The 23,006-nt window shown below is 39.1% G+C and carries 23 protein-coding genes; 16 read left to right on the forward strand and 7 right to left on the reverse strand.

The window, feature by feature from the left end; translation table 11 throughout:
• Positions 1-116 precede the first annotated feature (116 nt).
• Genes HDF25_RS18285 through HDF25_RS18295 form a run of 3 tightly spaced genes read right to left on the reverse strand, consistent with a single transcriptional unit; the run spans position 117 to position 2,141 of the window.
• Positions 117-902 (reverse strand): sensor histidine kinase, encoded by a 786-nt coding sequence (locus HDF25_RS18285; RefSeq protein WP_184627415.1) that lies wholly within the window; start codon positions 900-902, stop codon positions 117-119.
• Positions 878-1,525 (reverse strand): hypothetical protein, encoded by a 648-nt coding sequence (locus HDF25_RS18290; RefSeq protein WP_184627417.1) that lies wholly within the window; start codon positions 1,523-1,525, stop codon positions 878-880. Before HDF25_RS18290 ends, HDF25_RS18285 begins: the two co-directional genes overlap by 25 nt.
• Before the next feature lies 1 nt (position 1,526).
• A complete protein-coding gene (locus HDF25_RS18295; protein WP_184627419.1) occupies positions 1,527-2,141 on the reverse strand; it encodes a hypothetical protein in 615 nt (204 codons plus the stop codon).
• 173 nt (positions 2,142-2,314) lie between these two features.
• Between HDF25_RS18295 and HDF25_RS18300 the strand changes: the two genes are divergently transcribed.
• The 3 genes from HDF25_RS18300 (at position 2,315) to HDF25_RS18310 (ending at position 4,405) form a co-directional block, all read left to right on the forward strand.
• Positions 2,315-3,064: a hypothetical protein gene (locus HDF25_RS18300; RefSeq protein WP_184627421.1), complete on the forward strand. Its 750-nt coding sequence runs from the start codon at positions 2,315-2,317 to the stop codon at positions 3,062-3,064.
• A 179-nt stretch (positions 3,065-3,243) separates the two neighbouring features.
• Positions 3,244-4,044, forward strand: coding sequence for a HipA family kinase (locus tag HDF25_RS18305; RefSeq protein WP_221450949.1), 801 nt, complete (start codon positions 3,244-3,246; stop codon positions 4,042-4,044).
• Positions 4,022-4,405 (forward strand): DUF3037 domain-containing protein, encoded by a 384-nt coding sequence (locus HDF25_RS18310; RefSeq protein ID WP_184627423.1) that lies wholly within the window; start codon positions 4,022-4,024, stop codon positions 4,403-4,405. The genes HDF25_RS18305 and HDF25_RS18310 overlap by 23 nt, the downstream gene beginning before the upstream one ends.
• Before the next feature lie 63 nt (positions 4,406-4,468).
• Here HDF25_RS18310 and HDF25_RS18315 read toward each other — a convergent pair whose 3' ends face one another.
• Entirely contained in the window at positions 4,469-6,970 is a 2,502-nt protein-coding gene (locus tag HDF25_RS18315) for a M1 family metallopeptidase (protein ID WP_260409404.1), read from the reverse strand.
• A gap of 198 nt (positions 6,971-7,168) precedes the next feature.
• Here HDF25_RS18315 and sufB point away from each other — a divergent pair, with 198 nt between their 5' ends.
• The 8 genes from sufB to HDF25_RS18355 all read left to right on the forward strand — a co-directional run bounded on the left by sufB (position 7,169) and on the right by HDF25_RS18355 (position 16,467).
• Entirely contained in the window at positions 7,169-8,617 is a 1,449-nt protein-coding gene (sufB, locus tag HDF25_RS18320; protein WP_221450950.1) for a Fe-S cluster assembly protein SufB, read from the forward strand.
• Between the two features lie 24 nt (positions 8,618-8,641).
• Positions 8,642-9,415 (forward strand): Fe-S cluster assembly ATPase SufC, encoded by a 774-nt coding sequence (gene sufC / locus HDF25_RS18325; protein ID WP_184627425.1) that lies wholly within the window; start codon positions 8,642-8,644, stop codon positions 9,413-9,415.
• Position 9,416: 1 nt separating this feature from the next.
• Positions 9,417-10,748 carry a Fe-S cluster assembly protein SufD gene (sufD, locus tag HDF25_RS18330; protein WP_184627427.1) on the forward strand — a complete coding sequence of 444 codons (1,332 nt, stop codon included), beginning with the start codon at positions 9,417-9,419 and terminating at the stop codon, positions 10,746-10,748.
• A gap of 10 nt (positions 10,749-10,758) precedes the next feature.
• Entirely contained in the window at positions 10,759-11,982 is a 1,224-nt protein-coding gene (locus HDF25_RS18335; RefSeq protein WP_184627429.1) for an aminotransferase class V-fold PLP-dependent enzyme, read from the forward strand.
• A 9-nt stretch (positions 11,983-11,991) separates the two neighbouring features.
• Positions 11,992-12,411: a SufE family protein gene (locus tag HDF25_RS18340; protein WP_184627431.1), complete on the forward strand. Its 420-nt coding sequence runs from the start codon at positions 11,992-11,994 to the stop codon at positions 12,409-12,411.
• 11 nt (positions 12,412-12,422) lie between these two features.
• A complete protein-coding gene (locus HDF25_RS18345) occupies positions 12,423-12,734 on the forward strand; it encodes a DUF59 domain-containing protein (protein WP_184627433.1) in 312 nt (103 codons plus the stop codon).
• Positions 12,734-13,369 (forward strand): helix-turn-helix transcriptional regulator, encoded by a 636-nt coding sequence (locus HDF25_RS18350; RefSeq protein ID WP_184627435.1) that lies wholly within the window; start codon positions 12,734-12,736, stop codon positions 13,367-13,369. Before HDF25_RS18345 ends, HDF25_RS18350 begins: the two co-directional genes overlap by 1 nt.
• A gap of 122 nt (positions 13,370-13,491) precedes the next feature.
• Positions 13,492-16,467: a lantibiotic dehydratase gene (locus HDF25_RS18355; RefSeq protein ID WP_184627437.1), complete on the forward strand. Its 2,976-nt coding sequence runs from the start codon at positions 13,492-13,494 to the stop codon at positions 16,465-16,467.
• On the opposite strand, the gene HDF25_RS18360 is transcribed toward HDF25_RS18355, so the two are convergent.
• Together HDF25_RS18360 and HDF25_RS18365 are read right to left on the reverse strand one after the other, a co-directional pair.
• Positions 16,451-17,173, reverse strand: a complete 723-nt coding sequence (locus HDF25_RS18360) for a LytR/AlgR family response regulator transcription factor (protein WP_184627439.1) — start codon at positions 17,171-17,173, stop codon at positions 16,451-16,453. The genes HDF25_RS18355 and HDF25_RS18360 overlap by 17 nt on opposite strands.
• 5 nt (positions 17,174-17,178) lie before the next feature.
• Complete coding sequence (locus tag HDF25_RS18365) at positions 17,179-17,808, reverse strand: sensor histidine kinase (RefSeq protein WP_184627441.1); 630 nt, start codon at positions 17,806-17,808, stop codon at positions 17,179-17,181.
• A gap of 1,156 nt (positions 17,809-18,964) precedes the next feature.
• Here HDF25_RS18365 and HDF25_RS18370 point away from each other — a divergent pair.
• From HDF25_RS18370 to HDF25_RS25870, 3 genes are all read left to right on the forward strand, one after another.
• Positions 18,965-19,648: a lipid-binding SYLF domain-containing protein gene (locus tag HDF25_RS18370; protein ID WP_184627443.1), complete on the forward strand. Its 684-nt coding sequence runs from the start codon at positions 18,965-18,967 to the stop codon at positions 19,646-19,648.
• A 73-nt stretch (positions 19,649-19,721) separates the two neighbouring features.
• Positions 19,722-19,817, forward strand: a complete 96-nt coding sequence (locus HDF25_RS25865; RefSeq protein ID WP_260409405.1) for a DUF6496 domain-containing protein — start codon at positions 19,722-19,724, stop codon at positions 19,815-19,817.
• 17 nt (positions 19,818-19,834) lie between these two features.
• Positions 19,835-19,894: a DUF6496 domain-containing protein gene (locus tag HDF25_RS25870; protein ID WP_317618222.1), complete on the forward strand. Its 60-nt coding sequence runs from the start codon at positions 19,835-19,837 to the stop codon at positions 19,892-19,894.
• 2 nt (positions 19,895-19,896) lie between these two features.
• On the opposite strand, the gene HDF25_RS18375 is transcribed toward HDF25_RS25870, so the two are convergent.
• Entirely contained in the window at positions 19,897-20,784 is an 888-nt protein-coding gene (locus HDF25_RS18375) for an AraC family transcriptional regulator (protein WP_184627445.1), read from the reverse strand.
• 221 nt (positions 20,785-21,005) lie between these two features.
• Here HDF25_RS18375 and HDF25_RS18380 point away from each other — a divergent pair, with 221 nt between their 5' ends.
• On the forward strand, positions 21,006-21,338 hold the full coding sequence (locus HDF25_RS18380; RefSeq protein ID WP_184627447.1) for an L-rhamnose mutarotase: 333 nt from the start codon (positions 21,006-21,008) through the stop codon (positions 21,336-21,338).
• Between the two features lies 1 nt (position 21,339).
• The gene (locus HDF25_RS18385; RefSeq protein ID WP_184627449.1) at positions 21,340-23,004 is read left to right on the forward strand and encodes a UxaA family hydrolase; all 1,665 of its coding nucleotides are present in this window, start codon (positions 21,340-21,342) and stop codon (positions 23,002-23,004) included.
• Positions 23,005-23,006 lie beyond the last annotated feature (2 nt).

Genomic DNA, 23,006 nt, shown 5'->3' on the forward strand with positions numbered 1-23,006 from the left:
TTTATCACCAGATTTTCGGCGAAACAAGATGATTTAATATCGATAATCGTGTTTCTAACGTTGAAAATTTGATAGACGGATGCAAAAGAAATATAAATAAAATTGAAACACAAGCGTTAACAGTACGGAATCGAAACTTTAATTTCTGTGCCAGTACCCGGGATGGAGTTAATATTGAAATCGCCGTTCATCATGGAGGTTCTTTTCTGAAGATTGAACAGGCCTAAACCATCACTCTTCCTGAGCTTTTCTTCCCACATGAAGCCTTTACCATTGTCTTTGACCATTAAAAATAACTGTCCGTTTTTTTGATCAAGTTCAATATCAATCCGGGTAGCTTTAGCATGGCGGATAATATTGCTTAATATTTCCTGGAATAACCGGAACAGAATCAGTTCTTTGTCGGCGTGTTCGGGTATTGCACCAGGCATGTTCTCTTTAAACTGGATTTCGTAGGTTAATCCTTTCTTAAGCCATTCCAGTTCATAAGCAATGGCAGGTCCCAGTCCTTTTTTGATCAGTTCCTGTCCATTCATCATTTTCGAAAGCTGGCGCAATTCTCTGATAGCCCGCTGGGTTAATTCTGATGCCGTATTAATCTTCTCTTCCCTCAGGTGATCAGCTTTGATCGAACTTAAAGTCATACTGGTCAGACTGAGTAGCTGACCTATATTATCATGAAGGTCACTGGCGATAGTTTGCATAATATGTTCCTGCACTTCAACCTGACTTTTTAATAATTCCAGTTCAAATGTTTTCTTTAGTGTCTCCTTTTCTTCGGTATGCTTTGCTTTCTTTTTATTGTATAAAAAGATATAACCAATCAGGAAAATAGGGGCGATCAGGAAGATGAATGTGGTAATTGTAATTAGTAAAACTAATTCCTTTGACGATATCTGCATATAAAAGCGTAAGACCAACAACTATATAAAATTACATTCAGGATATTAAAAGTGACATATCTTACAGACAGACCCAATGAAGTTATTTTATCCTGCATAAGGTAATCAAAAAATACATTGCAGGCAGTACTTCCAAAATAGAAAAACAAAACACCATTAACGATCCAGAATGGAGGGTAGGTTTCCAGCTTTCTAAAGTGTTCATCCCTTAAAATAAGCATGTAATAGTATAGACTGGCGATCACGAATACAACAGACATAATCGCGGCCGTTTTGTAAGCAAAATTACTGAAATGATTAGTGTACAGCTCGAGGCCGTAAATTGACATAAACAAACCTAGCCAGCTAAAAAGCCGGCTGGGTTTAAAATGATATTTACGGTATAAGCGATAAAAAAAACAACTGATCATCGTACATTCAATCACTAGAAAATAAGTGTAAAGTTCATAGTTGGATTTATGTAACAAACGCAGATAGATTCCTGTAAATTCAACTGCACAGACAAGGAAAAGATAGATCATGAAAGAGCGCCAGTATATATCCTTATCTCTGAACAGACAAAAAAGGCAGATCATCAGACAAAGCAGTTCCGTAATAGTATTAACCGTAAAGAATACCTGCATATTAGTTGTCTAACAAAGTAGCCCCAACTTCTGCGCAGTTTGCAGGCGGTGGACACAATTCACCTCTGTTTTCAGGAACAAAAGTGATAATGAAACCGGGTCTTTTTTGTCTCGCATCAGAATGTTTAACAAAATCATTGGTATAGTAATCATAATGAAGCGTATTACCATTGTCTTTAACCTCTCTGGTAGAAACCATTAAAAGTGTATTGTAGCCCCAGTATTTTTTTTCAGGATACGGGGTTTTTGCAACTTCGGTCGTGTCATATTTATTGTCGTAGGTAATCATATAAAAACGGACACCATCTCCATTTTCTTCGTCCAGTTGATTAAGCATTTCCTGCAGTCTTTGTTTACTGAACCAAACACAACGTGTATCAGGCTTTTTAGGTCTCCTCGCTCTTACATCCTCTTCAGTCTGATCTACATAGCCAGCATGCGGAGCATAATTTTTAACATAATGCTTTGCAGTTTTTACATCGACAAGTACCGAATCAGGGATGGAAGCATTCCGGCGGGTTCCGGTACTTTGCGTATCGGCAGCTTCTTTTTGTTTACAGGCAACCGCACCAATAGCTATTAATGCAGTGAACAGCACAGAGAGTTTTAATTTCATAATATGGGTGTTTTTTTTCGCTAACCTAATGAAATTATTTCTTTCTCCCAGCTTGATTTTGCCTTTTAATAAAGGTGAAATACCCGACCCGAAAAGCTGTTTTTACCCTGTCTGTTTTAATGGGTCAGACAGATATTTGTGGAGTGTGTTGTTGTTCCTAAAAATTTAATGTTATGCGTACGCAAAGCGTTGTTCAACTTAGCGGAAAGCCAGTCGATGAAAAACAGGTGGCCGTTTCATTTAATTTATTACCGGGTTCAGATCCGGGTGCCCTGGGATGTTTCATTTCTATTTGGGAGGGTACCCGGATTCTTTCTGCCTCTGAAGCATTACAAACCAGAAAAATTAATCATTCAGAAGTTTCTGGTGAGCATATATTTGATCAGCTTTCCATAGGGAAAAAGGATTATATCATAGGATTAGGGATGGACCGGTCTAAGGATTCCGAAACTATTATTGCCACCCTTTCTATAGCCACATCTGCTGAGTTTAATCAGCTTCTTCCGGGAGCAGGCAGTTATCTCCGTGTAAATTCAGATAATATTGGGACCGATTTTCTCATTGCACATCTGGAAACTCCCGATTGTAATCAGTTTAAAACAGGTAAAAAATGGGTCGCTTTGTTTCGCGGGCCCTTCAATCCAGGGAGCTATAATGGAGCAAGTATGATCGCTACAGCCAAAGCAGATCCCAATCAATATTCGGGCAGTATCCTTGTTAAAAATATACCCAAAGGTTTGGTTCGTTTTGAAACCTACACCCTGGTTTTTGGACAGGGGCTGGATAAATTCGGTAATCTTGATTATACTAAGCTGATCAGCAGCTGTACATTCATTGTTTGGAGATCAAAAATTTATATTGGCACACCAGCCTCCAGCCCCGTTTTAACTTCCCGTTCACCAATTTTACTTCATGCACTATAAACTCTTCGTTATGGATCTGGATACCTCACTGAGATTCTTGCTGATTTTACTTCTTTTAATTCCTCAAAATGTCAGTACCTGTGAAAATCATCATCAGGTTGTAAAACATTCAAGGCTTTTGAACAGGGTTTGATATAATTTTGCCTAAATTTCGGGCGATCTCTATCAAGAGTTTTTTTATGATAAATACGAACGAACTTCAACTCAGAACCGTCAGTGTAACCCGTTATGTTACACCACTACGTGAAGGAGGATCTATGCCTGCCATTGCAGAAGCCGATGATGATTTTCTGTATGTGCTTAAATTCCGCGGGGCCGGACAAGGAGTTAAGGCATTAATTGCTGAAATTATCGGGGGCGAAATAGCCAGAGCTTTGGGATTCCGCGTACCAGAAATTGTGTTAGCGAATCTGGACGAGGCCTTTGGCCGGACAGAACCAGATGAAGAAATACAGGATCTGTTAAAAGCGAGTGTAGGACTTAATCTTGCTTTACACTATCTTTCAGGAGCTATTACCTTTGATCCGACAGTGACTGCAATAGATCCAACCCTTGCTTCACAAATTGTATGGTTAGATTGTCTGTTAACTAATATGGACCGGACAGCCCGTAATACCAATATGCTGATCTGGCACAAAGAATTATGGCTGATTGATCATGGGGCCTCTTTGTATTTTCATCATTCCTGGCAAAATTGGGAAGAACAGGCACAAAAGCCTTTTATGCTGATTAAAGATCATGTCCTGCTACCCTGGGCAACGGAACTTGATTCCGTTGATGCAGCTTTCAAACCAATTTTAACCCGTGAATTGATTCGCTCTGTTGTCGAATTGATCCCGACAGAATGGCTGTGCGAAGAACGTACCTTTAATTCTGCAGAAGAACACCGTGATGCCTATGCACGATTTCTGGAATTAAGAATTGCCAAATCAGAAGTTTTTGTAAAAGAAGCACAAAATGCAAGACAGTCATTTATTTGAGTATGCGGTCATTCGCGTTGTACCAAGGGTGGAACGTGAAGAATTTATGAATGTAGGTGTAATTCTGTATTGTGCTAAACAAAAATTCCTGAAAGCCGAGATCAGGCTGGACACAGAGCGGTTGATCTCTTTTTCCGGAAATATCGCTATAGATGAAATTGAAGCTAACCTTCAGGCATTAAAAAAAATCTGTGAGGGTGGAAAAGAAAGCGGACCTATCGGGGCTTTAGACCTGGCTTCACGTTTCAGATGGCTTACCGCAATGCGGAGTACTGTACTTCAGACCTCGAGGGTACATCCTGGTTTCTGTAAAGATGCTATGGAAAAACTGAGCTTAATCCTGGAAGAACAGGTCCTTTAAATATTTACAATAAAAAAGCTCCGTTGTTTACAACGGAGCTTTTTCGATATAAACAATTGTTTATTATTTGTCGTTAATCTGCTGTACTGCTTCGTCAATAGTTTTTACAGAGGCATTGTCATTTTGCTGCTGACGTACTGTTTTGATTTGGTTAAGTACACTAATAATAATAGGACCGGCACCCTGAGATTTATAGTTAATACCCATTTTTTTAAGTTCAGTGATCCCTTGCTGTGCATATTCAGGATTTTTAACCTGTGCGGTCATGCGCGAGAAATCCCTGAGCATTTCAAATTGTGCCTGCGGGTCATTTTCCTTGTAATTTTTATAGACAAAAGGCCATTCAGTATCACTGCCACTTTTAGCATAAATAGAAAGAATTGACTTGGTTAAATCTCCCTTGTTGTCCTTTTCGAAAGTTTTAGCAATATTGAGTGCTTCATTAGGTTTTAAGGTAGCTAAAGCCTGTAAAGCTGCTCCTTGTACAGCATAAGATGAATTTTTTAGCCCTTCATTGAAAAGAGGCAATTGTTCTGCAGCTCCCGGAGCTGAACCGATGATTTTCATTGCCTGGGCTTTGGCCAGGTTATTCTCATCAGACTGAGCAATTTTTAGAATAACAGGCAGCGCGGCTGTAACCAATGCCGTATTGGCGGGATCTATGCTGCTCATTGTTTTGATCCGTAATCCGTAATATTTATCCTGCAAAGCAGCTAATAATAATTGACGGGCAAGAGGGTCTGTTTGTTGTACAATTGCAGCATCAATCGCTTCCAGTCTGTCCAGATATAAAGGTGCATGCTGGTACTGGAATAAAAATTCAGCAATACTTTTATGATCTGTCTTTTTGCAGAGTGTGATTTTATCTGCATCCACGTTAACCAGCTTTGGCTGAGCCGCCAGTTTGAAATTCAGCGTGTCAGATTTACTGTTCATCCAGATCTGATGACGCTCTTTCTGTGTCCCGTTATAAATATCCACTTGCATAGGTAACTGAAATGCATTTCCTTCCTGCGTCTGGTTCAGGTAAACAGTCTGTGTTTTGGTTGATTCGTTCCATTTATAACTGATGTCCAGTACAGGATGCCCTGCCCCGAAATACCATTGATTGAAAAACCAGTTTAAATCTTTCCCACTGGCTTCTTCCATAGCCAGGCGTAACTGATGAGCTTCCCCATTTTTAAAAGCATTCGTTTTCAGGTAAATACTAAGTCCTTTGAAAAATACAGGTGGGGTCAGATAGTTGCGGAGCATGTTCAGGATGCGGCCGCCTTTTTTGTAAGATACGGCATCAAATACATCCTGCGCTGCATGATAATGAAAACGTACGAGGTCTTTGGTTGCATTAGCAGGATTTTCCAGATAAATCTGTAAAGCCTCATTATTATGATCATCACCAGTATCCTGTCCGTATTTATGTTCTGCCCATAACATTTCACTGAAGTCGGCGAAAGATTCATTTACAGTAATATTACTCCAGCTTTCTGCGGTTACGTAATCCCCAAACCACTGATGAAACAGCTCATGGACAATTGTGCTTCTTCCTTTATCATAATATCTGTCTGCCAGCTCACGTGCAGTACCTTGTACATAAGACCCATGAAGAGTGGCTGTTGTGTTCTCCATTGCGCCACTCACATAATCACGTACAACAATCTGGGAGTATTTATTCCATGGATAATCTACACCCAAAGTCTTGGAGTAAAATTCAATCACCTCTGGGGTAAACCCAAAAATATCTTTTGCATAAGGTGCATATTCAGGTTCCAGGTAATAACTAACTTCTTTATCGCGCCATTTATCACGGTAAATTTTAAAATCACCTACGGCCATCATGAACAGGTATGGAGAATGAGGAAGTTCCATTTTCCAGGTGTCTGTCCTGGTTCCGTCAGCATTTTTCTTCTGGGACGCCAACCTGCCATTAGACAGTGTTACATATTTCCCGGGAACCGTCATAGAGATCTCGTCAGTAGTTTTTTGATTGGTCCTGTCAATCGTCGGGAACCAGGCCGAAGAACTCTCCAGTTCCCCTTGTGTCCAGATCTGCACAGGTTTACCTTTTTCAGTACTGTCAGGATTAATGAAATAGAGACCTTTGGCATCCGTTATTGCGGCGCCTGCTTCCAGTTTCAGTTCATCTGGTTTGGCCGTATAGTCAATGTATATTGTATAGTTTTCAGTGTTCTGATAAGTTTTGTCCAGCTTAATAGCCAGGGAAAGGTTATCGTAAGTATATTTAAGCGGTATGTTTTCTCCGTTTTTTACCACTGCAACGGTTTTGATATCCATCCCTTTTGCATCCAGTCTCAGACTGTCAGTTGCATAAATATGAGGTTTGATAGTTACCCATTCTTTTCCATATAAATAACGTTTCTTATAATCAAAACGAACGTCCAGTTTAGTGTGAATCAGATCATTTATTTTTTCTGCACTGGCCCTGTAAATTTTGAGCAGCGGGTCATCTGCCTTTTTTTGAGCAAAGGCAGGAAGGGCAATCGCCGTACCGATGATCAGCATAGTGTTCATCACAGCACGGTGATAGTTTTTTGGTTTTATAGTCATAGAATGAGCTTTAAAATATGGATGTAAATCTATGATCTGAAATCAGAAAGTGCAAGTATTGTTTTTGATAAAGAAACCGAAGCTCATCTGATTGTAATAAACAAAGTAATCCCTTTGTTTATTACACTTGTTGATTATCTTTGTAATGCTTTAAGATCAGCCATCAGCATGCTGAACATAAAGTTATTAAACTGAATAATGATGGAAAAAGATGATTTGATGCTTGAACAGCTGGCTAACCGTGAATACGAATTTGGCTTTGTTACAGCAATTGATATGGAGATTTCTGAAATCGGACTCAATGAAGATACTGTACGGTTTATATCTGCAAAAAAGAATGAACCACAATGGTTATTAGATTGGCGGATGAAAGGTTTCAAGGCTTTCCAGAAGCAGGAAATGCCTGCATGGCAGAACTTTAAAATGCCCGAAATTGACTTCCAGTCCATTTCTTATTATGCTGCTCCGAAACAACAGGCTAAATATGCCTCACTGGATGAAGTTGACCCTGAGCTGTTACGTACGTTTGAGAAACTGGGTATCCCGATGTCCGAACAGAAACAGCTTGCCGGAGTTGCCGTGGATGTAGTATTTGATAGTGTTTCAGTAACTACGACCTATAAAAAGCATTTGAATGAATTAGGTATTATCTTCTGTTCCATTAGTGATGCTGTTAAAGATCATCCCGAGCTGATCCAGAAATACCTGGGTTCGGTAGTGCCACATACTGATAATGTTTTTGCCTCTTTAAATACTGCTGTATTCTCTGACGGATCTTTTGTCTATATTCCAAAGGGAGTAAGATGTCCGATGGAGTTATCTACTTATTTCAGGATCAATGCGGAGAATACCGGCCAGTTTGAGCGTACACTGATTATTGCTGATGAAGACAGTTATGTGAGTTATCTGGAAGGTTGCACTGCTCCGATGAGGGATGAAAACCAGTTGCATGCCGCAGTAGTTGAACTGATTGCCATGAAAGGTGCAGAAATAAAATATTCTACTGTACAAAACTGGTATCCTGGTGATAAAGAAGGGAAAGGTGGAATTTTTAATTTTGTAACCAAACGTGGGGCCTGCAGGGGAGAACGTAGTAAAATTTCGTGGACGCAGGTAGAAACCGGTTCTGCAATTACATGGAAATATCCGAGTATTATATTGCAGGGCGATTACTCTTCCGGAGAGTTTTATTCTGTTGCCGTAACCAATAATATGCAAATTGCTGATACAGGTACAAAAATACACCATATTGGCGCAAACACTAAAAGCAGGATTATTTCTAAAGGGATCTCTGCCGGACAAGGACAAAATAGTTATCGTGGATTAGTACAAATGGGACCTAGGGCAGCCTATGCAAGAAACTTTACCCAGTGTGATTCCCTGTTGATCGGTGACCGCTGCGGAGCACATACTTTCCCTTATATTGAATCTAAAAACAATACCGCAACTATTGAACATGAAGCCACAACTTCAAAAATAGGTGAGGATCAGGTATTCTACCTGAATCAACGTGGAATTGATGCAGAACAAGCTATTGCATTAATCGTAAACGGATATGCAAAAGATGTGCTCAATCAGCTGCCAATGGAATTTGCAGTCGAAGCTCAAAAGTTACTTTCTCTTACACTCGAAGGCAGCGTAGGATAGATCATAAAAAAATAAAGAATTCATATGTTATCAATAAAAAATCTTCATGCGAATATTGAAGGAAAAGAAATATTAAAAGGAATTAACCTCGAAGTGAAGGCAGGCGAAGTACACGCTATTATGGGGCCTAACGGATCAGGTAAAAGTTCATTGGCCTCTGTTTTAGCTGGCCGTGAAAATTACGAAGTTACCGAAGGTGAAGTATGGCTGGATGGGAAAAACCTGCTGGATATGAAACCTGAAGTGCGTGCGCGTGAAGGCGTTTTCCTTGCTTTTCAATATCCTGTTGAGATTCCCGGAGTATCAAATATTAATTTTCTAAGAACTGCATTAAGTGAAATCAGGACCCATCGTAATCTGCCACAACTTTCGGCTAAGGAATTCCTGAAAATGACGAAGGAAAAGCAGGCTCTGGTAGAGTTTGAGGCCAAGTTAGCTAACCGTTCGCTAAACCAGGGTTTTTCTGGAGGGGAGAAAAAAAGGAATGAAGTATTTCAGTTAGCCATGCTGGAGCCTAAATTGTCTATTCTGGATGAAACAGATTCAGGCCTGGATATTGATGCTTTGCGTATTGTATCTAATGGAATTAACAAACTACGGTCTGCCGATAATGCCTTTGTACTGATTACGCACTACCAGCGTTTACTGGAGTATATCGTGCCTGATTTTGTACATGTATTATACAATGGCCAGATTGTACGTTCAGGTACAAAAGAATTGGCTCTGGAGTTAGAAGAAAAGGGATATGACTGGCTGAAGGAAGAATTCCATGGTAATGCACCTGTAAAAAATATTTAAGATGGCCAATCAGTTTACAACCCCATTTTATGACCAATTGGTTGCTGAGTTTGAGAATACACCCAAAAGTAAAAATACGGATGGTGATTTATCAAAATCAAGGGAAGATGCTTTCGGCCTGTTTAAAGCCAAAGGTTTTCCTACAACAAAAGATGAAGACTGGAAATTTACAAATCTGACTCCGTTTTTATCAGATACTTTTTCCCTTAGTGCTGACGAAACTGACCAGGAAGGGATCGATGCTGCAATTCAACAGGCAATTATTCCAGGGCTGGACGCCTGGATACTGGTATTGCTGAATGGTAAGATACAGTTGAATCTATCGGTTCTGCCAGCTCATGATCAGTTTGTTGTCCGGTCACTGGAAAGTATTATCAATACCGAACTTTATCAAAATTATGTAACCTGCAAAGAGGCAGAAGGCAATAGAATGTATGCGCTGAATGCAGCGTTTTTTACCGATGGATATTTTCTGGAAGTACCGAAAAATGTTGTGGTAGATAAACCAGTACAGATTATTCACCTTTATACCGCTCCTGAAAATATGTTGTTTCAGCCACGTCATCTGATTGTTGTGAATGAGGGTGCAAAAGCGGAGCTTATTGAAACTGTGGTTTCACTGGGAAATGCAAAGCATGTCCTGATGAACAGTGTGTCACAGGTTATGGTGAAAGAAAATGCAAACCTGATCCAGTATCTGATCCAGGATAACCAGGCTGAGGATAGATTAATCAATTATAATCATGTTACACAGCAGCGTAATAGTCGCTATGATAACTTTACTTTTAATTTACCCGGTGCAGAACTGATCCGTAATAACCTGGAAATTGTATTAAATGGTACAGCAACCGAAACTCATTTATTAGGCTTATATCTGGTTGCCGGTCACCAGTTGACTGATAATCATACAGCTATACATCATCGGTTTCCACATTGTGAAAGTAATGAAATCTATAAAGGTGTTTTACTGGACCATGGCAAGGCTGTGTTTAATGGAAAAGTTTTTGTAGAACGCCCGGCTCAGAAAACCAATGCCTTTCAGCAAAATAATAATCTTTTACTGAGTGATAAGGCACAGGTCTTTGCGAAGCCGCAATTAGAAATATTTGCAGACGATGTAAAATGCAGTCATGGTTGTACGGTAGGACAATTTGATCCTGAATCATTGTTTTACCTGCGTTCAAGAGGGATTTCTGAAGAATCAGCGCGCAAGTTGCTTGTAGAAGCATTTATGTTTGATGTAACTCAGAAAATTGAGAATGAAATCCTGAAGGAACATGTACAGTCCTTAATTTACAGAAAGATGGAAAATTCTTTAGCGAACATCAGTTAAAAAAACAGAAATGGGCAGATCAACAGTGGAAAACAGCAGAAAAGACTTTCCTATACTGGAAACTAAAGTATATGGGAAGGATCTGGTATATCTTGATAATGCAGCAACAACGCAGAAGCCAATGCAAGTTCTGGCTGCTGTAGACGAGTATTATAAGACCTGTAACAGTAATGTTCACCGCGGGGTACATTTGTTGAGCCAGCAGGCTACTGCGGCTTATGAGGAGGCCCGTAAAAAGGTAAGTCTATTTATCAATGCGGCGTTTAGTCATGAGGTTATTTTTACCAAAGGAACAACTGATGGGATTAATTTAGTTGCTTCTTCATTCGGAAAGAAATTTTTGCAGGCAGGGGATAGTGTACTGATTTCTGCAATGGAACATCATTCCAATATTGTACCCTGGCAGATGATCTGCGAAGAAAAAGGTGCTTCGCTGAAGGTGATTCCTATGGATAAAAATGGCGTACTGGAGCTTGGTCTGCTACCGTCTTTGCTGGATGAAAAAGTGAAGCTGGTATCTCTGACCTATGTTTCCAATTCTCTGGGTACCATTAATCCGATCAGAGAAATTATCAAACTGGCACATGAAAAGAATATTCCTGTCATGATCGATGCTGCCCAGGCTATACAACATTTACCTATAGACGTGCAGGAGCTGGATGTTGATTTTCTGGCTTTTTCGGGCCATAAGATTTACGGACCTACAGGGATCGGGGTGTTGTATGGTAAAGAAAAATGGCTGAATGCTATACCTCCGTATCAGGGAGGAGGGGATATGATTAAAACAGTCACTTTTGCAAAGACCATTTATAATGATCTGCCATACAAATTCGAAGCTGGCACACCAGATATTTCTGGTGCTATCGGATTGGGGGCAGCTATTGACTATGTCAATCTGGTTACCCTTGAAGCTATACAGACAGCAGAGAATGATTTGCTGAACTATGGATTAGCAAAGCTGGCAGAAATTCCAGGCATCAGGTTTATTGGTAAAGCTGAACAGCGTGCCAGTGTTATTTCGTTTCTGATCGGAGAGATACATCCCTATGACCTTGGCGAATTACTCGACAAACAGGGGATAGCTATCCGTACAGGGCACCATTGCACAGAGCCGGTGATGGACTTTTTTAAGATCCCCGGAACCTGTCGTGCCTCCTTTGCCTTTTATAATACCCGCTCAGAAATAGATTTACTTGTAGCAGGAATCAAAAGAGCGGCAGCGATACTCAATTAATTTTTACAGATGACGATTAACGAGAAACAAGACGAAATTATTGAGGAGTTTGAACTTTTTTCAGACTGGATGGATAAATATGAGAACATCATTGACATGGGAAAAGAACTTCCTTTAATCGATGTGAAATATAAAATCCCGGAGAATCTGATTAAGGGATGTCAGTCGAATGTTTGGTTACAGCCCGAATATAAAGATCACAAAATCTGGTTTACTGCGGATAGTGATGCAATTATCACTAAAGGCCTGATCAGTATGATGGTCAGGGTTTTATCGGGACATACCCCACAGGAGATCATAGACGCAGATTTGTATTTTATAAATACGATTGGTTTGCAGAATCACTTGTCACCTAACCGTTCCAATGGATTACTGGCCATGTTAAAACAAATGAAAATGTATGCCCTGGCTTATAAATCACAGCATTAAAAACTGAGAATATGAATGAACCCATGTTAAGAGATAAAATTGAAGAAGCATTACACACGATTTTTGATCCGGAAATCCCAGTGAATATTTACGAGCTTGGGCTGATCTATAAAATCGAAATGCTGGAAGATAACAACGTACATATTTATATGACGCTGACTGCTCCGGCATGTCCGGCTGCGGGAGAGATCCTGGGTGAAGTAGAAACTAAAGTGAAAGCTATTGAAGGAGTCAATGGCGTAGAAGTACGGCTTACATTTGATCCTCCCTGGGATAGAGATATGATGAGTGATGAGGCAAAATTAGAATTAGGTTGGTTATAATGAAGAATAAAGTACCATTTAGAGAAGGCGCTGTAAACCTGCTGAAAACCAGCGGACCGCAGTCTTTGCTGTCGCTTGCCCGTGAATTCCAGGTGACAGTAGAAGGGGCCCGCTTCCAAATGTTGCGTTTAGAAAAAGAAGGACTGGTGACTTCGAGCAAATCTGTAACAGGAAGGGGCAGGCCTCAGCAATTATGGTCCCTGACCAGTGAAGGGCAATCGCGTTTTCCTGATACACATGCTGCGCTGACAGTAAAACTGATGGAAACGATGAAAGAATTGCTGGGTGAAAGAGCGGTTTCCCAGCTGATTACCGCCAATGGAGAGAAGGGAACCGATAAATATCTGAAGGAACTCGAAGGAATCTACGATCTTGAAAAAAGGATTAACAGTTTTGTTGCTATCAGAACAAGAGAGGGATATATGGCACAGGCGATCAAAGATGATGAGGGGTTCATTTTTATAGAAAATCATTGCCCTATAGGTGCTGCAGCCCATGCTAATCCTGATATATGTCTTGCCGAATTCAAAACGCTTCAGACTGTGATTGGGGAAAGCGTACCTATTAAAAGAATAGAATATATCGTTGACGGGGGCAGAAGATGTGCTTATAGAATCCTTTCTGACAGATCCTGAATCTCAGGTTTTTAGCCCTGCTGTTTATCTTATCCCGATAAAATACAGACTGGTCTTGTTAAGATTTTTATCTTAATTTAGTAACAATTGGCGCTTTTATGATCTAAATATAAACTCCCGAAATGTCTGCTTTGACCATCGACCCATTTTTGTTTGTCAGATCACCAGCTTATAGCTATACAGATTTTAATGAAGCATTTCTCCGCCAGGTTTTGCCAACTGATTTTTTTCAGGCCAGTTTGTTCCTGGCCAGCAGGCCCCTTTATATAGAATTAAAGAAAAAAGAATTTGACTACGATCATTTAAACGAATCGGCTAAAGCTACTCTGTGGAAGTATCTCAACCGAATGTGTTTCAGACCATTACCCTATGGTCTTTTTGCCTCTTTTTCTATGGGGGTATGGGGGACCGGAGAGGAAGATACTTTTCGTATGGCAGGTGGAGGGAAATTGACTATTCTCCCCGATTTTATGGATGTGCTGAATTATGTCAATGCTCTGGAAACAAAGGATTTGTCTTTCATTAATTATTATCCTAATAATTCCTTATATAGTTCAGCAGCGCAATTATATTTTATCAGCCAGAGTTACTCTGCGCAGGATAATTTCTCTATAGTACATCTTAAGGTCGTTCCGGGTTTAAAGAAACTATTGAAATTTATCAGTAAAGGTCAGACCAGGTCAGCAATTCTGGATTATCTGAAGAATGAATATGGTGAAGATGAAGCCCTGGAAGATTATTTTGAAGGTCTGGTCAAAGGACAGGTCATTGTTTCGGCGCTGAAACCTAATGTAACAGGATTGAGTTATAACCAGCGTTGTATCGGTTTGCTGGGACAACAACCGGGGCATAATCTTAGTAAATTGCAAACACATGCTATTGATATCAATGATCAAAGCCAGCCCTCACCAGTACTCAATAGTTGTATAGCACACTTTGTAACTGAAAATGTAGATAACCTTTATAGTCTCTATCAGCGGGAAATTTCAGGAGGTCTGCGAAGCACAATACAAGCTGAGCTTATCTCTGTCGTTGAAAATATGGATAAACTGACCGCACATCTGGATTTCGAAGTAATGAGTGCTTTTAAGGCTGCTTTTACGCAGAAGTATGAACTGCAGGAAGTTTCTTTAATGGAAGCACTAGACCCTGGTTTTGGGGTAGGATATCAGAATCTGGCTTCAGCATTTGATAATCAGCATGACGAATTTATCAATGACTGGGCGACGCGAAAAGAGGAGAAGATCAGTGTCCGGTGGGGACAGGTAGAAAAGATGCTTTTTAAAAAGTGGAATGCAATGACGGCTTCGGGTTCAGACCGGATTATGCTGACCGCAGAAGATATTGAAGCTCTTCCTGAGAGCAAACACAGATTACCTCCGGGTTTGTCTGTCCTGTTTAAATGTGTTGATGATGAGCTATGGATAGATAATGTTGGCGGTGTTTCGGGCGTACAATTATGTTCTAGATTTGGACTTACTGATCAGGCTGTTGAAGATCAGCTCAAAAGAATATGTGAACAGGAAATGGCCATGAATAAAGATTTTGTTTTTGCAGAAATTGCTTTTTCACCTTCTGCTAAAGCTTCAAATATTAACCAGAGAGGGCATTTTTATGCTTATGAAATTCCAGTGCTGACTCATGCAACACGTCCGGACAAGGAAATTATTAAATTAAATGATCTGATGATATCTGTGCAGGATAATCAGATCTTGTTAAGATCGGTCAGACTTAATAAATATATCATACCAAGGCTTTCCTCTGCTTATAATTATGAATTGACGACTGTTCCCGTATTTCGGTTTCTTTGTGACCTCCAGTATCAGGGAGTTAAATCGAATTTATCTTTTTCAATGGCCAGCATTTTTCCTGGAATGGACTACTATCCATGTGTACAGATCGGAAAAGCAATACTTAGCCCCGCTACATGGATTTTAAATGAATCCCAGTTGAAGCAAATAGCTAAATTAGATAGTGTCCTGGACGAAGTAGTGAAACTTCCTGTTACTTTTAGTTTAGTTCAAGGAGATAATTTCCTGGTTTTTAACCGGAACAATGAAAAGGATCTGCAGATGTTCAGGAGATGCATCAGGAATAAGAAAACGGTTACTCTTCGGGAATATACGTCTTCAGAAAATACTGGTCTCCGGGATGTTGGAAAGCGACCTTATACAAGTCAGTTTCTGGCGTGCGTAATTAATCAATCCGCTTCGTATCCTATGGTGAAGCCGTCAGGTAACCTAAAAAAAACGCCAGGAATTAAACGGACATTTCTTCCTGGAGAAGAGTGGTTATATGTCAAATTATATACGCATGATTCACTCACTGACAGGATTCTTATAGATTACATTTTGCCAGTAATCAGGCAGTATAAAAAGAATAATCCAGGCTTTAAATGGTTTTTTATCAGGTACCAGGATCCAGGTCATCATCTCAGGCTCCGTTTTTTTTCTGCAGAAAGGTCACCTCTTGAATTAATGGCTGAACTGAATGAAAAATTAAAACCGATGTACAATTCTGGTAAAACTTATATGACGCTGGATACCTATCAGAGAGAACTGGAAAAATATTCACCTGGATTAATTGATAAAGTAGAATCTGTTTTTTATAGGGATAGCGAATATATTACCGATTCTTTTCGGAAGGGAAGCTTGATGGATACGAGGTTTAAACTCAACTTCGCAGTTTCTTCTACGCTATTGTTCATCTCCTGTTTTATAAAAGATGGACAAAAAAGACTTGAGTTTTTGAATGATTCTTTAAATAATTTATCCGGTGAATTTGACAAGGGTAAAGAAACCATTCGTAAAATGGATACTAAATACAGAAGTTTTCAGCCAGAACTGATCAGGAATGAACAGTTATCCGATTGGCAGCAAAACAAAACCTGGCTGCTGTTAAAGCAAATGCTGATTGAAATTGACCAGGAAATCATAGGATGGGAATATTCAGTTAAGTATGATTTTATCATTAACCTGATTCATATGCACATTAACAGAATATTTGAAAGCCACTCCAGAGAATATGAATATCTGACCTATCATTTTATGAGAAAACACCAGACTTATTATAATTATACAATTAACGCTGTGTCTTAATTGTATTGTTGTTTATCTTTTTTAAGAGTTTATCTTTAAAGGACGAGCCGATTGGTAAAACCATTTTATCTATCATAATTTTATTGCCTTCCATCTGTGTTACTTTATCAATATTAATGATATAAGATTTATGAATCCGGATAAAGTTTTTGACAGGTAATCCAGCCTCAATTTCTTTCATCGTCAGATAGATGATATGGTTATTCTGTGGGGTGTGGATTACAATATAATTATTCAGCCCTTCAATATATTCTACGTCATCATAATTTACTTTCAGCATCTTACCTTTTATCCCTGGATTGACAAAAAAGTAATTTTCATTTTTTGAGATGGTCAGTGCCTGCTGATCTTCCAGTTTATCAATCACTTTGGCAAGAGATTTTAAGAATTTCTCAAATGAAATAGGCTTAAGCAGAAAATCCGATATATTTTTTTCAAATCCCTGTACCGCATAGCCCGCGTGACCGGTGGTGAAAATGATTGCCGTATTTTTGTAGATCAGATCGGCCACATCCAGACCTGACATTTCTGGCATATCAATATCCAGAAAGGTAATATCGATGTCTTTATTCTCATTGATATATTTAACGGCTTCCAGGGGATTTTGTGACGAACCTGCGATTTCCAGCTGCCCACTGTCAGTAGCATATTTTTTTAGGGTATCGATGGCGTGAGACTCATCATCTATTATGAAACATTTATACATAAAGTTTATAAGGTTATTTGAAGTTTGAACGAGTAGGTGTCTGCATTTTCCACTATCTGGATGTGATGGTTATCTAAATAATATGCATCCAGCCTTAGTTTTAGATTTTTAAGGCCTAATCCATGACTCATTACGGTTCTTCTCGTCCTTAGCTTTCTGTTAGTAATGGTGAACTGCAGTTTATTATCATCAATGTCCAGGTTAATTTTTACGGGATTTTCATAGTTTTTAAGGTCAGCATATTTAAAAATATTTTCAACAGGGGTTAACAGAATTAATGGAATTATTTTAAGGTTACCTGTGTTTCCCGTAATAGTGAAAGATAACTGTAAATTATGATCAAACCTAAATTGATTTAAGTCAATAAACGAAGCAATCTGTTCTATTTCTTCAGCCAGATCTACTTTGCCATTTAATGGCACTTCTGTCAATGCATAACGCATAATGTCAGAAAGGAGAAGTATGGGCTTACTTAAGCCCGGTGAAGTTCTGATAGCTGAATTATGTAAGAAGTTCAATGTATTAAAAAGGAAATGTGGGTTGATCTGAGATTTTAAATAGGCAATTTCGGAGTCAATCAGTTGTTTTTCCAGCTTCTGATGATTTAACTGGTCCAGCAATTTGCTTTTTTCCATGTCTGATATTTTCTTTCGTTGAACTATGATATTCAATGCGAACCAGTAACCTGTGCTTAACCCCATAAAATAAATAAACCGCCAGATCGTTTGTATGATTTGGAGCCGGGGTTTTGCTAAAAGGTTAAATTTACTTATGTTTAATAAATCATAAGCCTCGGCAAATGCATATTTTAAAAAAGTGTAGCCTAAAAATTCAAGCAGAACTAAGATTACTGCGAGATATATGGGTTTTTTATTTTTATAAATTAAGGGTAATACAATATTTGCATTAATGTAAAAAAGAAGAATGTTGATAATGTAAGCACTGATATATTCAGAAATGGATGAAAACTTTCCTGCTATGAAATAAATAAGCATTACTTCATAAGTTATAAATAATGTCCATACAAATACGCTTGCACGGTAGAATTTGGCGTTTTTAAGAGTGGCTGCGAAAATCATTGATCAAATATAAGGGATTATATGGTGATTCACCCTGACATTATGGGAGTTCGTGTAATAACTTTTTTAATGTGTAAAGACACGCTTAAAATTGAGACAAATCAAACGTGTTACATCATGAAAAAATCAAACTTTAAATCATTGAAACTGGAGATCACCCCAGTTTATCAAATTTCAGCTTTTAATAGACAGCATATAGATTTTCTTATTACGGAGCCTACGGATCCTGATCCTACTACAGCTACTGTTACATTCACAACTAAATTCTTTAATAATCGCGTTATAAGATAATTTTCTACTTAATCTTAAACAAAAGAGGGTGCCATGAAAAGCACCCTCTTTTGTTTAATAACGTCTTCGGGGTGTAATGCAGTCATAGTCGTGACTGATCCCATGGCTAACTGGTCTTAATCCATAGCAAGTCCATGTTTTTACTCGAAATACGTGGACTTGCTATGGACTAAGACTATGCCGAATATGTGCTTATCCCGACCAGTACCCGAGCAGTACCCGACCAGTATACGAGTACTGTCTTATCTGTCTGCAGCAAGATCTTATTTTCAGTTTTACCAAGAAAAGTGGTGCTGACATTTTTTGATACTACTTTCTTGGCTTTAAATTTGATTGGATATAATCAGAGCCCCATTTTAAGATCCATCAGATAAAACTATTTTCGGGCTTTTGATTAATCATTTAATTAAAACAAGTATTTATGAGAACGATAAAATTTCCTAAGATGAAGACTGCGCTACTTCTTTGTGCAGTCTTGTTATTGAATATTTCTGCTAATGCACAGGATAAAGAAATTAAAAAGGTGGAAGATGCGACAACAGTCCTGAGTGACTTCAGTAAAATGAAGGAGTCCATTCCTAAAGAATTGCTCTCAGTAACCCAGGGAATCATTGTTGTCCCTAAATTAATCAATGCCGGTTTTGTTGTTGGTGCTAAACGGGGGAAAGGGATTGCTATGGTTAAAAGAGCGGATGGCACCTGGAGTAACCCGGTTTTTGTGACCATGACGGGGGGTAGCCTGGGCGCACAGATTGGCGTGCAGTCTGTAGACCTGGTTCTGATATTTAAACACAGTAAAAGTCTGACTGATATTAAGAAAAGCAGTTTCACCCTTGGTGGAGATCTTTCGATTGCTGCCGGACCTGTGGGCAGAAATTCTACTGCAAATACGGATTATAAACTGGAAGCAGAAGTTTATTCTTATTCACGTAGTAAAGGCCTTTTTGCAGGAATCTCTTTAAATGGAGCCTCATTGGATATAGATGCCCAGGCAAATACACATTTCTATGGAAAAGCAGCTTCGGCGCATACTATTTTTAATGCACCTGATAATTCCATCACCTCTGTCAAAGAATTGAAGTCTACCTTAAAAGCAATGGAATAATCATTTGCTTTTTTTAAACCAGGCCTTCTCTGATTTGTTATGCTGATTGTTTTTAATTGTAAATCTTAAACTTATGACTGAGTATTCGAAAAAAGCAGCCGAAAAGATTGAAAAAACAATGCATGAAATGAAGGAAGGCCATTTAATTCAGGGAGCGGAGCAAAGGTAACCTCCAGAAAACAGGCAATAGCTATTGGATTAGCCGAAGCCAGAAAATCCGGAGCTAAAGTCCCGGAGAAGAAATAGCTTTAATGCACTGGCTCTTTCCGGTCATTCAAAAATTCACGTTGATAATTCAATGGACTTTTACCTGTAATCGATTTAAAATATTTGTGAAAGCTGGCGAAATTATAAAAGCCACTTTCGTAACAGATTTGCTTCACATTGATTTTATTTTCAATCAGTAATTTGCAGGCATGACCTATTCTTATTTCATTAATGAACTGAGAATAGGTCTTTCTTGTTCTTGATTTAAAATATCTGCAAAAATAATTGACGCTGACATGTGCGATGTCGGCTACTTCCTGTGTCTGTATCTTTCTTTTAAAGTTAGCCAGGGAGAATTCGTAAATTGCATGTATCCTGTCATTTTCAGACTCTTCGAAATTGTGTTTAAAACCAATAGAAGACAATAATCTTGTGTTATTACAATTTCCAATAGTGGTCAGTGCTTCCATAAGCAGGATTATCTTTTTTGAACCCTCTGTCTGTAGGAGCTGCTCGAGTATTTCGCCGATCTGGATTTTGATTTGTCCGCCAATCTGAAGTCCTCTGCGGGCTTTTTCCAATGTGTTTTTAATTAGTTTGTTTTCGGGTAAATTGAGAAATACATCTCCCCAGAAATTTTCATTGAAGTGAATAACCCGTACATCTGCACTGGTATGGACCTGTTCATCAAAATATATATCGTCAAACCTCCAGTAATGGGGTAGATTTGCTCCAATTAAAATAACATCTCCCGAGCGGAACCGCTTAATGCTGTCGCCAATAAACTGTGTACCATTGCCTTTTTTAAAATGAATCAGTTCTACTTCAGTATGATAATGCCATCTGTTATTGATATAAGGTACATTATCCTGTCTGGCATTAAAAGAATTGATTGGATTTGGGGAGGCTTTTAAAAGTTGTGGTTTCATCTGTTTATGTTTATTGTTTTTTCATTTGTCAGATGGATCCTTTAATGATTGTTTTAATCCTATCGGATTCATTTTTTTGTTACAAATGATGGCTGATAAAAGGTAAATATGCCAAAATCATTTAATCTTTCGTTCAAATGGTAAAATAAATAAAATCAAAAATACCTTCCTTTGGTTATACAATTTATAAGGTTGTGACTTTTACCCCGATGATAGAAAAAATGAAGAGATACTGTCTGACACTTGATTTAATCAATGACCCTGAGTTAATCAGGGAATATGAGCGTTTTCATAAAAAAATATGGCCGGAAATTTATGAAAGCATCAAAACTGCCGGCATTGAAGAAATGCAGATTTATCGCTTTTCCAACCGGCTGATGATGATTATGGAAGTTAATGAAACTTTCAGTTTTGAGCAGAAGGCTAAAATGGATGCTACTAATGAAAGGGTTCAGGAATGGGAAAAACTGATGTGGAAGTATCAGCAGGCGCTTCCGGGAGCTAAACCCGGCGAAAAATGGATGTTAATGACTCAAATCTTTGATCTTGAATAATATGGAGTCTACAGAAACAACTTACTTTATACAAATCCATCCGCTGGATAACGTATTGGTTGCCCTGGTAGACTTACCTGCAGGATTTACGGTAAGGTTTAACACAATGACTTTTAAAACTATCACCCCGATAGCCGCCAAGCACAAATTTACCATACATGATCTGTCTGAAGGGAACAGTATATTCATGTATGGTGTGCTGGTCGGTAAAGCCAGCGAGGCTATTCCCGCTGGGCATGTGATCACTGTTGATAATGTAAAACACGCAGCTCAGGGATATCAGTTAGGAGAAAGAAAGACTAATTGGTCAAGACCTGATGTCAGTGCTTTTAAAGACAGAACGTTTATGGGCTTTCACAGACAGGACGGCTCGGTAGGAACGGCCAATTACTGGATTGTCATCCCGCTTGTGTTTTGTGAGAACCGTAATGTCGAAGTTTTAAAAGAAGCACTTACAGATAAACTGGGTTTTAAAAAACCAGGGAGTTATGAAAACGAAGTAGATAGCTTAATCGCTTTATATCAGACTGGTAAAACAGTAGAAGAAATATTGCAGGCAGATTTACAGCATACAACTCTGGTACCACCATCTAACAGGTTGTTCCCAAATATAGACGGGATAAAGTTTCTGAACCATGATATGGGATGTGGAGGAACGAGAATGGATTCGGATGCACTTTGTGGTTTACTGGCAGGCTATATCACCCATCCGAATGTGGCAGGTGCGACAGTCCTTAGTTTAGGTTGTCAGCACGCACAAATCAGTATACTGGAAGCTGAAATTAAAAAGCGTGATGCCGGGTTTAGCAAACCTCTGGTTATTCTTGAACAGCAGAAATTAGGAACCGAAAGCAGGTTATTACAGGAAGCATTAAAGCAAACTTTTGCCGGTCTGATGGTTGCAAATCAACAGGAAAGAGCACCGGCACCTTTAGCTAAACTGTGTGTTGGTCTTGAATGTGGGGGCTCAGATGGATTCTCAGGAATCTCAGCAAACCCGGCTTTAGGTCACCTTTCAGATTTACTGGTCACGCTGGGTGGTAGTGTTGTTCTTGCCGAGTTCCCTGAATTATGTGGAGTTGAACAGGAATTAAGTGACCGTTGTATAGATGTAGATACGGCAAACCGTTTTATGGGATTGATGAGTACTTATAATGCGCTGGCAGAAGCTACAGGCTCAGGATTTTATGCTAATCCTTCACCTGGGAATATCAAAGACGGTTTGATTACTGATGCTATAAAATCTGCCGGTGCTGCAAAAAAAGGAGGGAACTCTCCCGTAACCGCCGTACTGGATTATCCTGAAAAGGTGTCAAAACCGGGGCTGAATTTGTTATGCACACCAGGTAGTGACGTGGAAAGTACAACAGCCGAGGTTGGTTCAGGAGCAAATATCGTGTTATTTACAACGGGCCTGGGAACACCAACGGGAAACCCGGTTGCACCTGTAATTAAACTGTCTACCAATACAGCTTTATTTAATAAAATGCCTGATATTATTGATATTAACTGCGGTACTATCATAGAAGGTACAGAGAGCATTGAGCAGGCAGGGGCCCGGATCCTGAATTATGTAATTGATGTAGCCAGCGGAATTATTAAACCAAAGGCAGTTGAGTCGGGGCATGATGATTTTATTCCCTGGAAAAGAGGCGTTTCATTATAATT

It is taken from the genome of Pedobacter cryoconitis, from assembly GCF_014207135.1.
Taxonomy (GTDB): Bacteria; Bacteroidota; Bacteroidia; order Sphingobacteriales; family Sphingobacteriaceae; genus Pedobacter; species Pedobacter cryoconitis_D.

Excerpts from the sequence above, each read along its gene's own strand:
- HDF25_RS18285 (WP_184627415.1), bottom strand. The coding sequence starts at position 902 with ATGCAGATATCGTCAAAGGAATTAGTTTTACTAATTACAATTACCACA.
- HDF25_RS18290 (WP_184627417.1), bottom strand. The coding sequence starts at position 1,525 with ATGCAGGTATTCTTTACGGTTAATACTATTACGGAACTGCTTTGTCTG.
- HDF25_RS18295 (WP_184627419.1), bottom strand. The coding sequence starts at position 2,141 with ATGAAATTAAAACTCTCTGTGCTGTTCACTGCATTAATAGCTATTGGT.
- HDF25_RS18300 (WP_184627421.1), top strand. The coding sequence starts at position 2,315 with ATGCGTACGCAAAGCGTTGTTCAACTTAGCGGAAAGCCAGTCGATGAA.
- HDF25_RS18305 (WP_221450949.1), top strand. The coding sequence starts at position 3,244 with ATGATAAATACGAACGAACTTCAACTCAGAACCGTCAGTGTAACCCGT.
- HDF25_RS18310 (WP_184627423.1), top strand. The coding sequence starts at position 4,022 with ATGCAAGACAGTCATTTATTTGAGTATGCGGTCATTCGCGTTGTACCA.
- HDF25_RS18315 (WP_260409404.1), bottom strand. The coding sequence starts at position 6,970 with ATGACTATAAAACCAAAAAACTATCACCGTGCTGTGATGAACACTATG.
- sufB (WP_221450950.1), top strand. The coding sequence starts at position 7,169 with ATGATGGAAAAAGATGATTTGATGCTTGAACAGCTGGCTAACCGTGAA.
- sufC (WP_184627425.1), top strand. The coding sequence starts at position 8,642 with ATGTTATCAATAAAAAATCTTCATGCGAATATTGAAGGAAAAGAAATA.
- sufD (WP_184627427.1), top strand. The coding sequence starts at position 9,417 with ATGGCCAATCAGTTTACAACCCCATTTTATGACCAATTGGTTGCTGAG.
- HDF25_RS18335 (WP_184627429.1), top strand. The coding sequence starts at position 10,759 with ATGGGCAGATCAACAGTGGAAAACAGCAGAAAAGACTTTCCTATACTG.
- HDF25_RS18340 (WP_184627431.1), top strand. The coding sequence starts at position 11,992 with ATGACGATTAACGAGAAACAAGACGAAATTATTGAGGAGTTTGAACTT.
- HDF25_RS18345 (WP_184627433.1), top strand. The coding sequence starts at position 12,423 with ATGAATGAACCCATGTTAAGAGATAAAATTGAAGAAGCATTACACACG.
- HDF25_RS18350 (WP_184627435.1), top strand. The coding sequence starts at position 12,734 with ATGAAGAATAAAGTACCATTTAGAGAAGGCGCTGTAAACCTGCTGAAA.
- HDF25_RS18355 (WP_184627437.1), top strand. The coding sequence starts at position 13,492 with ATGTCTGCTTTGACCATCGACCCATTTTTGTTTGTCAGATCACCAGCT.
- HDF25_RS18360 (WP_184627439.1), bottom strand. The coding sequence starts at position 17,173 with ATGTATAAATGTTTCATAATAGATGATGAGTCTCACGCCATCGATACC.
- HDF25_RS18365 (WP_184627441.1), bottom strand. The coding sequence starts at position 17,808 with ATGGAAAAAAGCAAATTGCTGGACCAGTTAAATCATCAGAAGCTGGAA.
- HDF25_RS18370 (WP_184627443.1), top strand. The coding sequence starts at position 18,965 with ATGAGAACGATAAAATTTCCTAAGATGAAGACTGCGCTACTTCTTTGT.
- HDF25_RS25865 (WP_260409405.1), top strand. The coding sequence starts at position 19,722 with ATGACTGAGTATTCGAAAAAAGCAGCCGAAAAGATTGAAAAAACAATG.
- HDF25_RS18375 (WP_184627445.1), bottom strand. The coding sequence starts at position 20,784 with ATGAAACCACAACTTTTAAAAGCCTCCCCAAATCCAATCAATTCTTTT.
- HDF25_RS18380 (WP_184627447.1), top strand. The coding sequence starts at position 21,006 with ATGAAGAGATACTGTCTGACACTTGATTTAATCAATGACCCTGAGTTA.
- HDF25_RS18385 (WP_184627449.1), top strand. The coding sequence starts at position 21,340 with ATGGAGTCTACAGAAACAACTTACTTTATACAAATCCATCCGCTGGAT.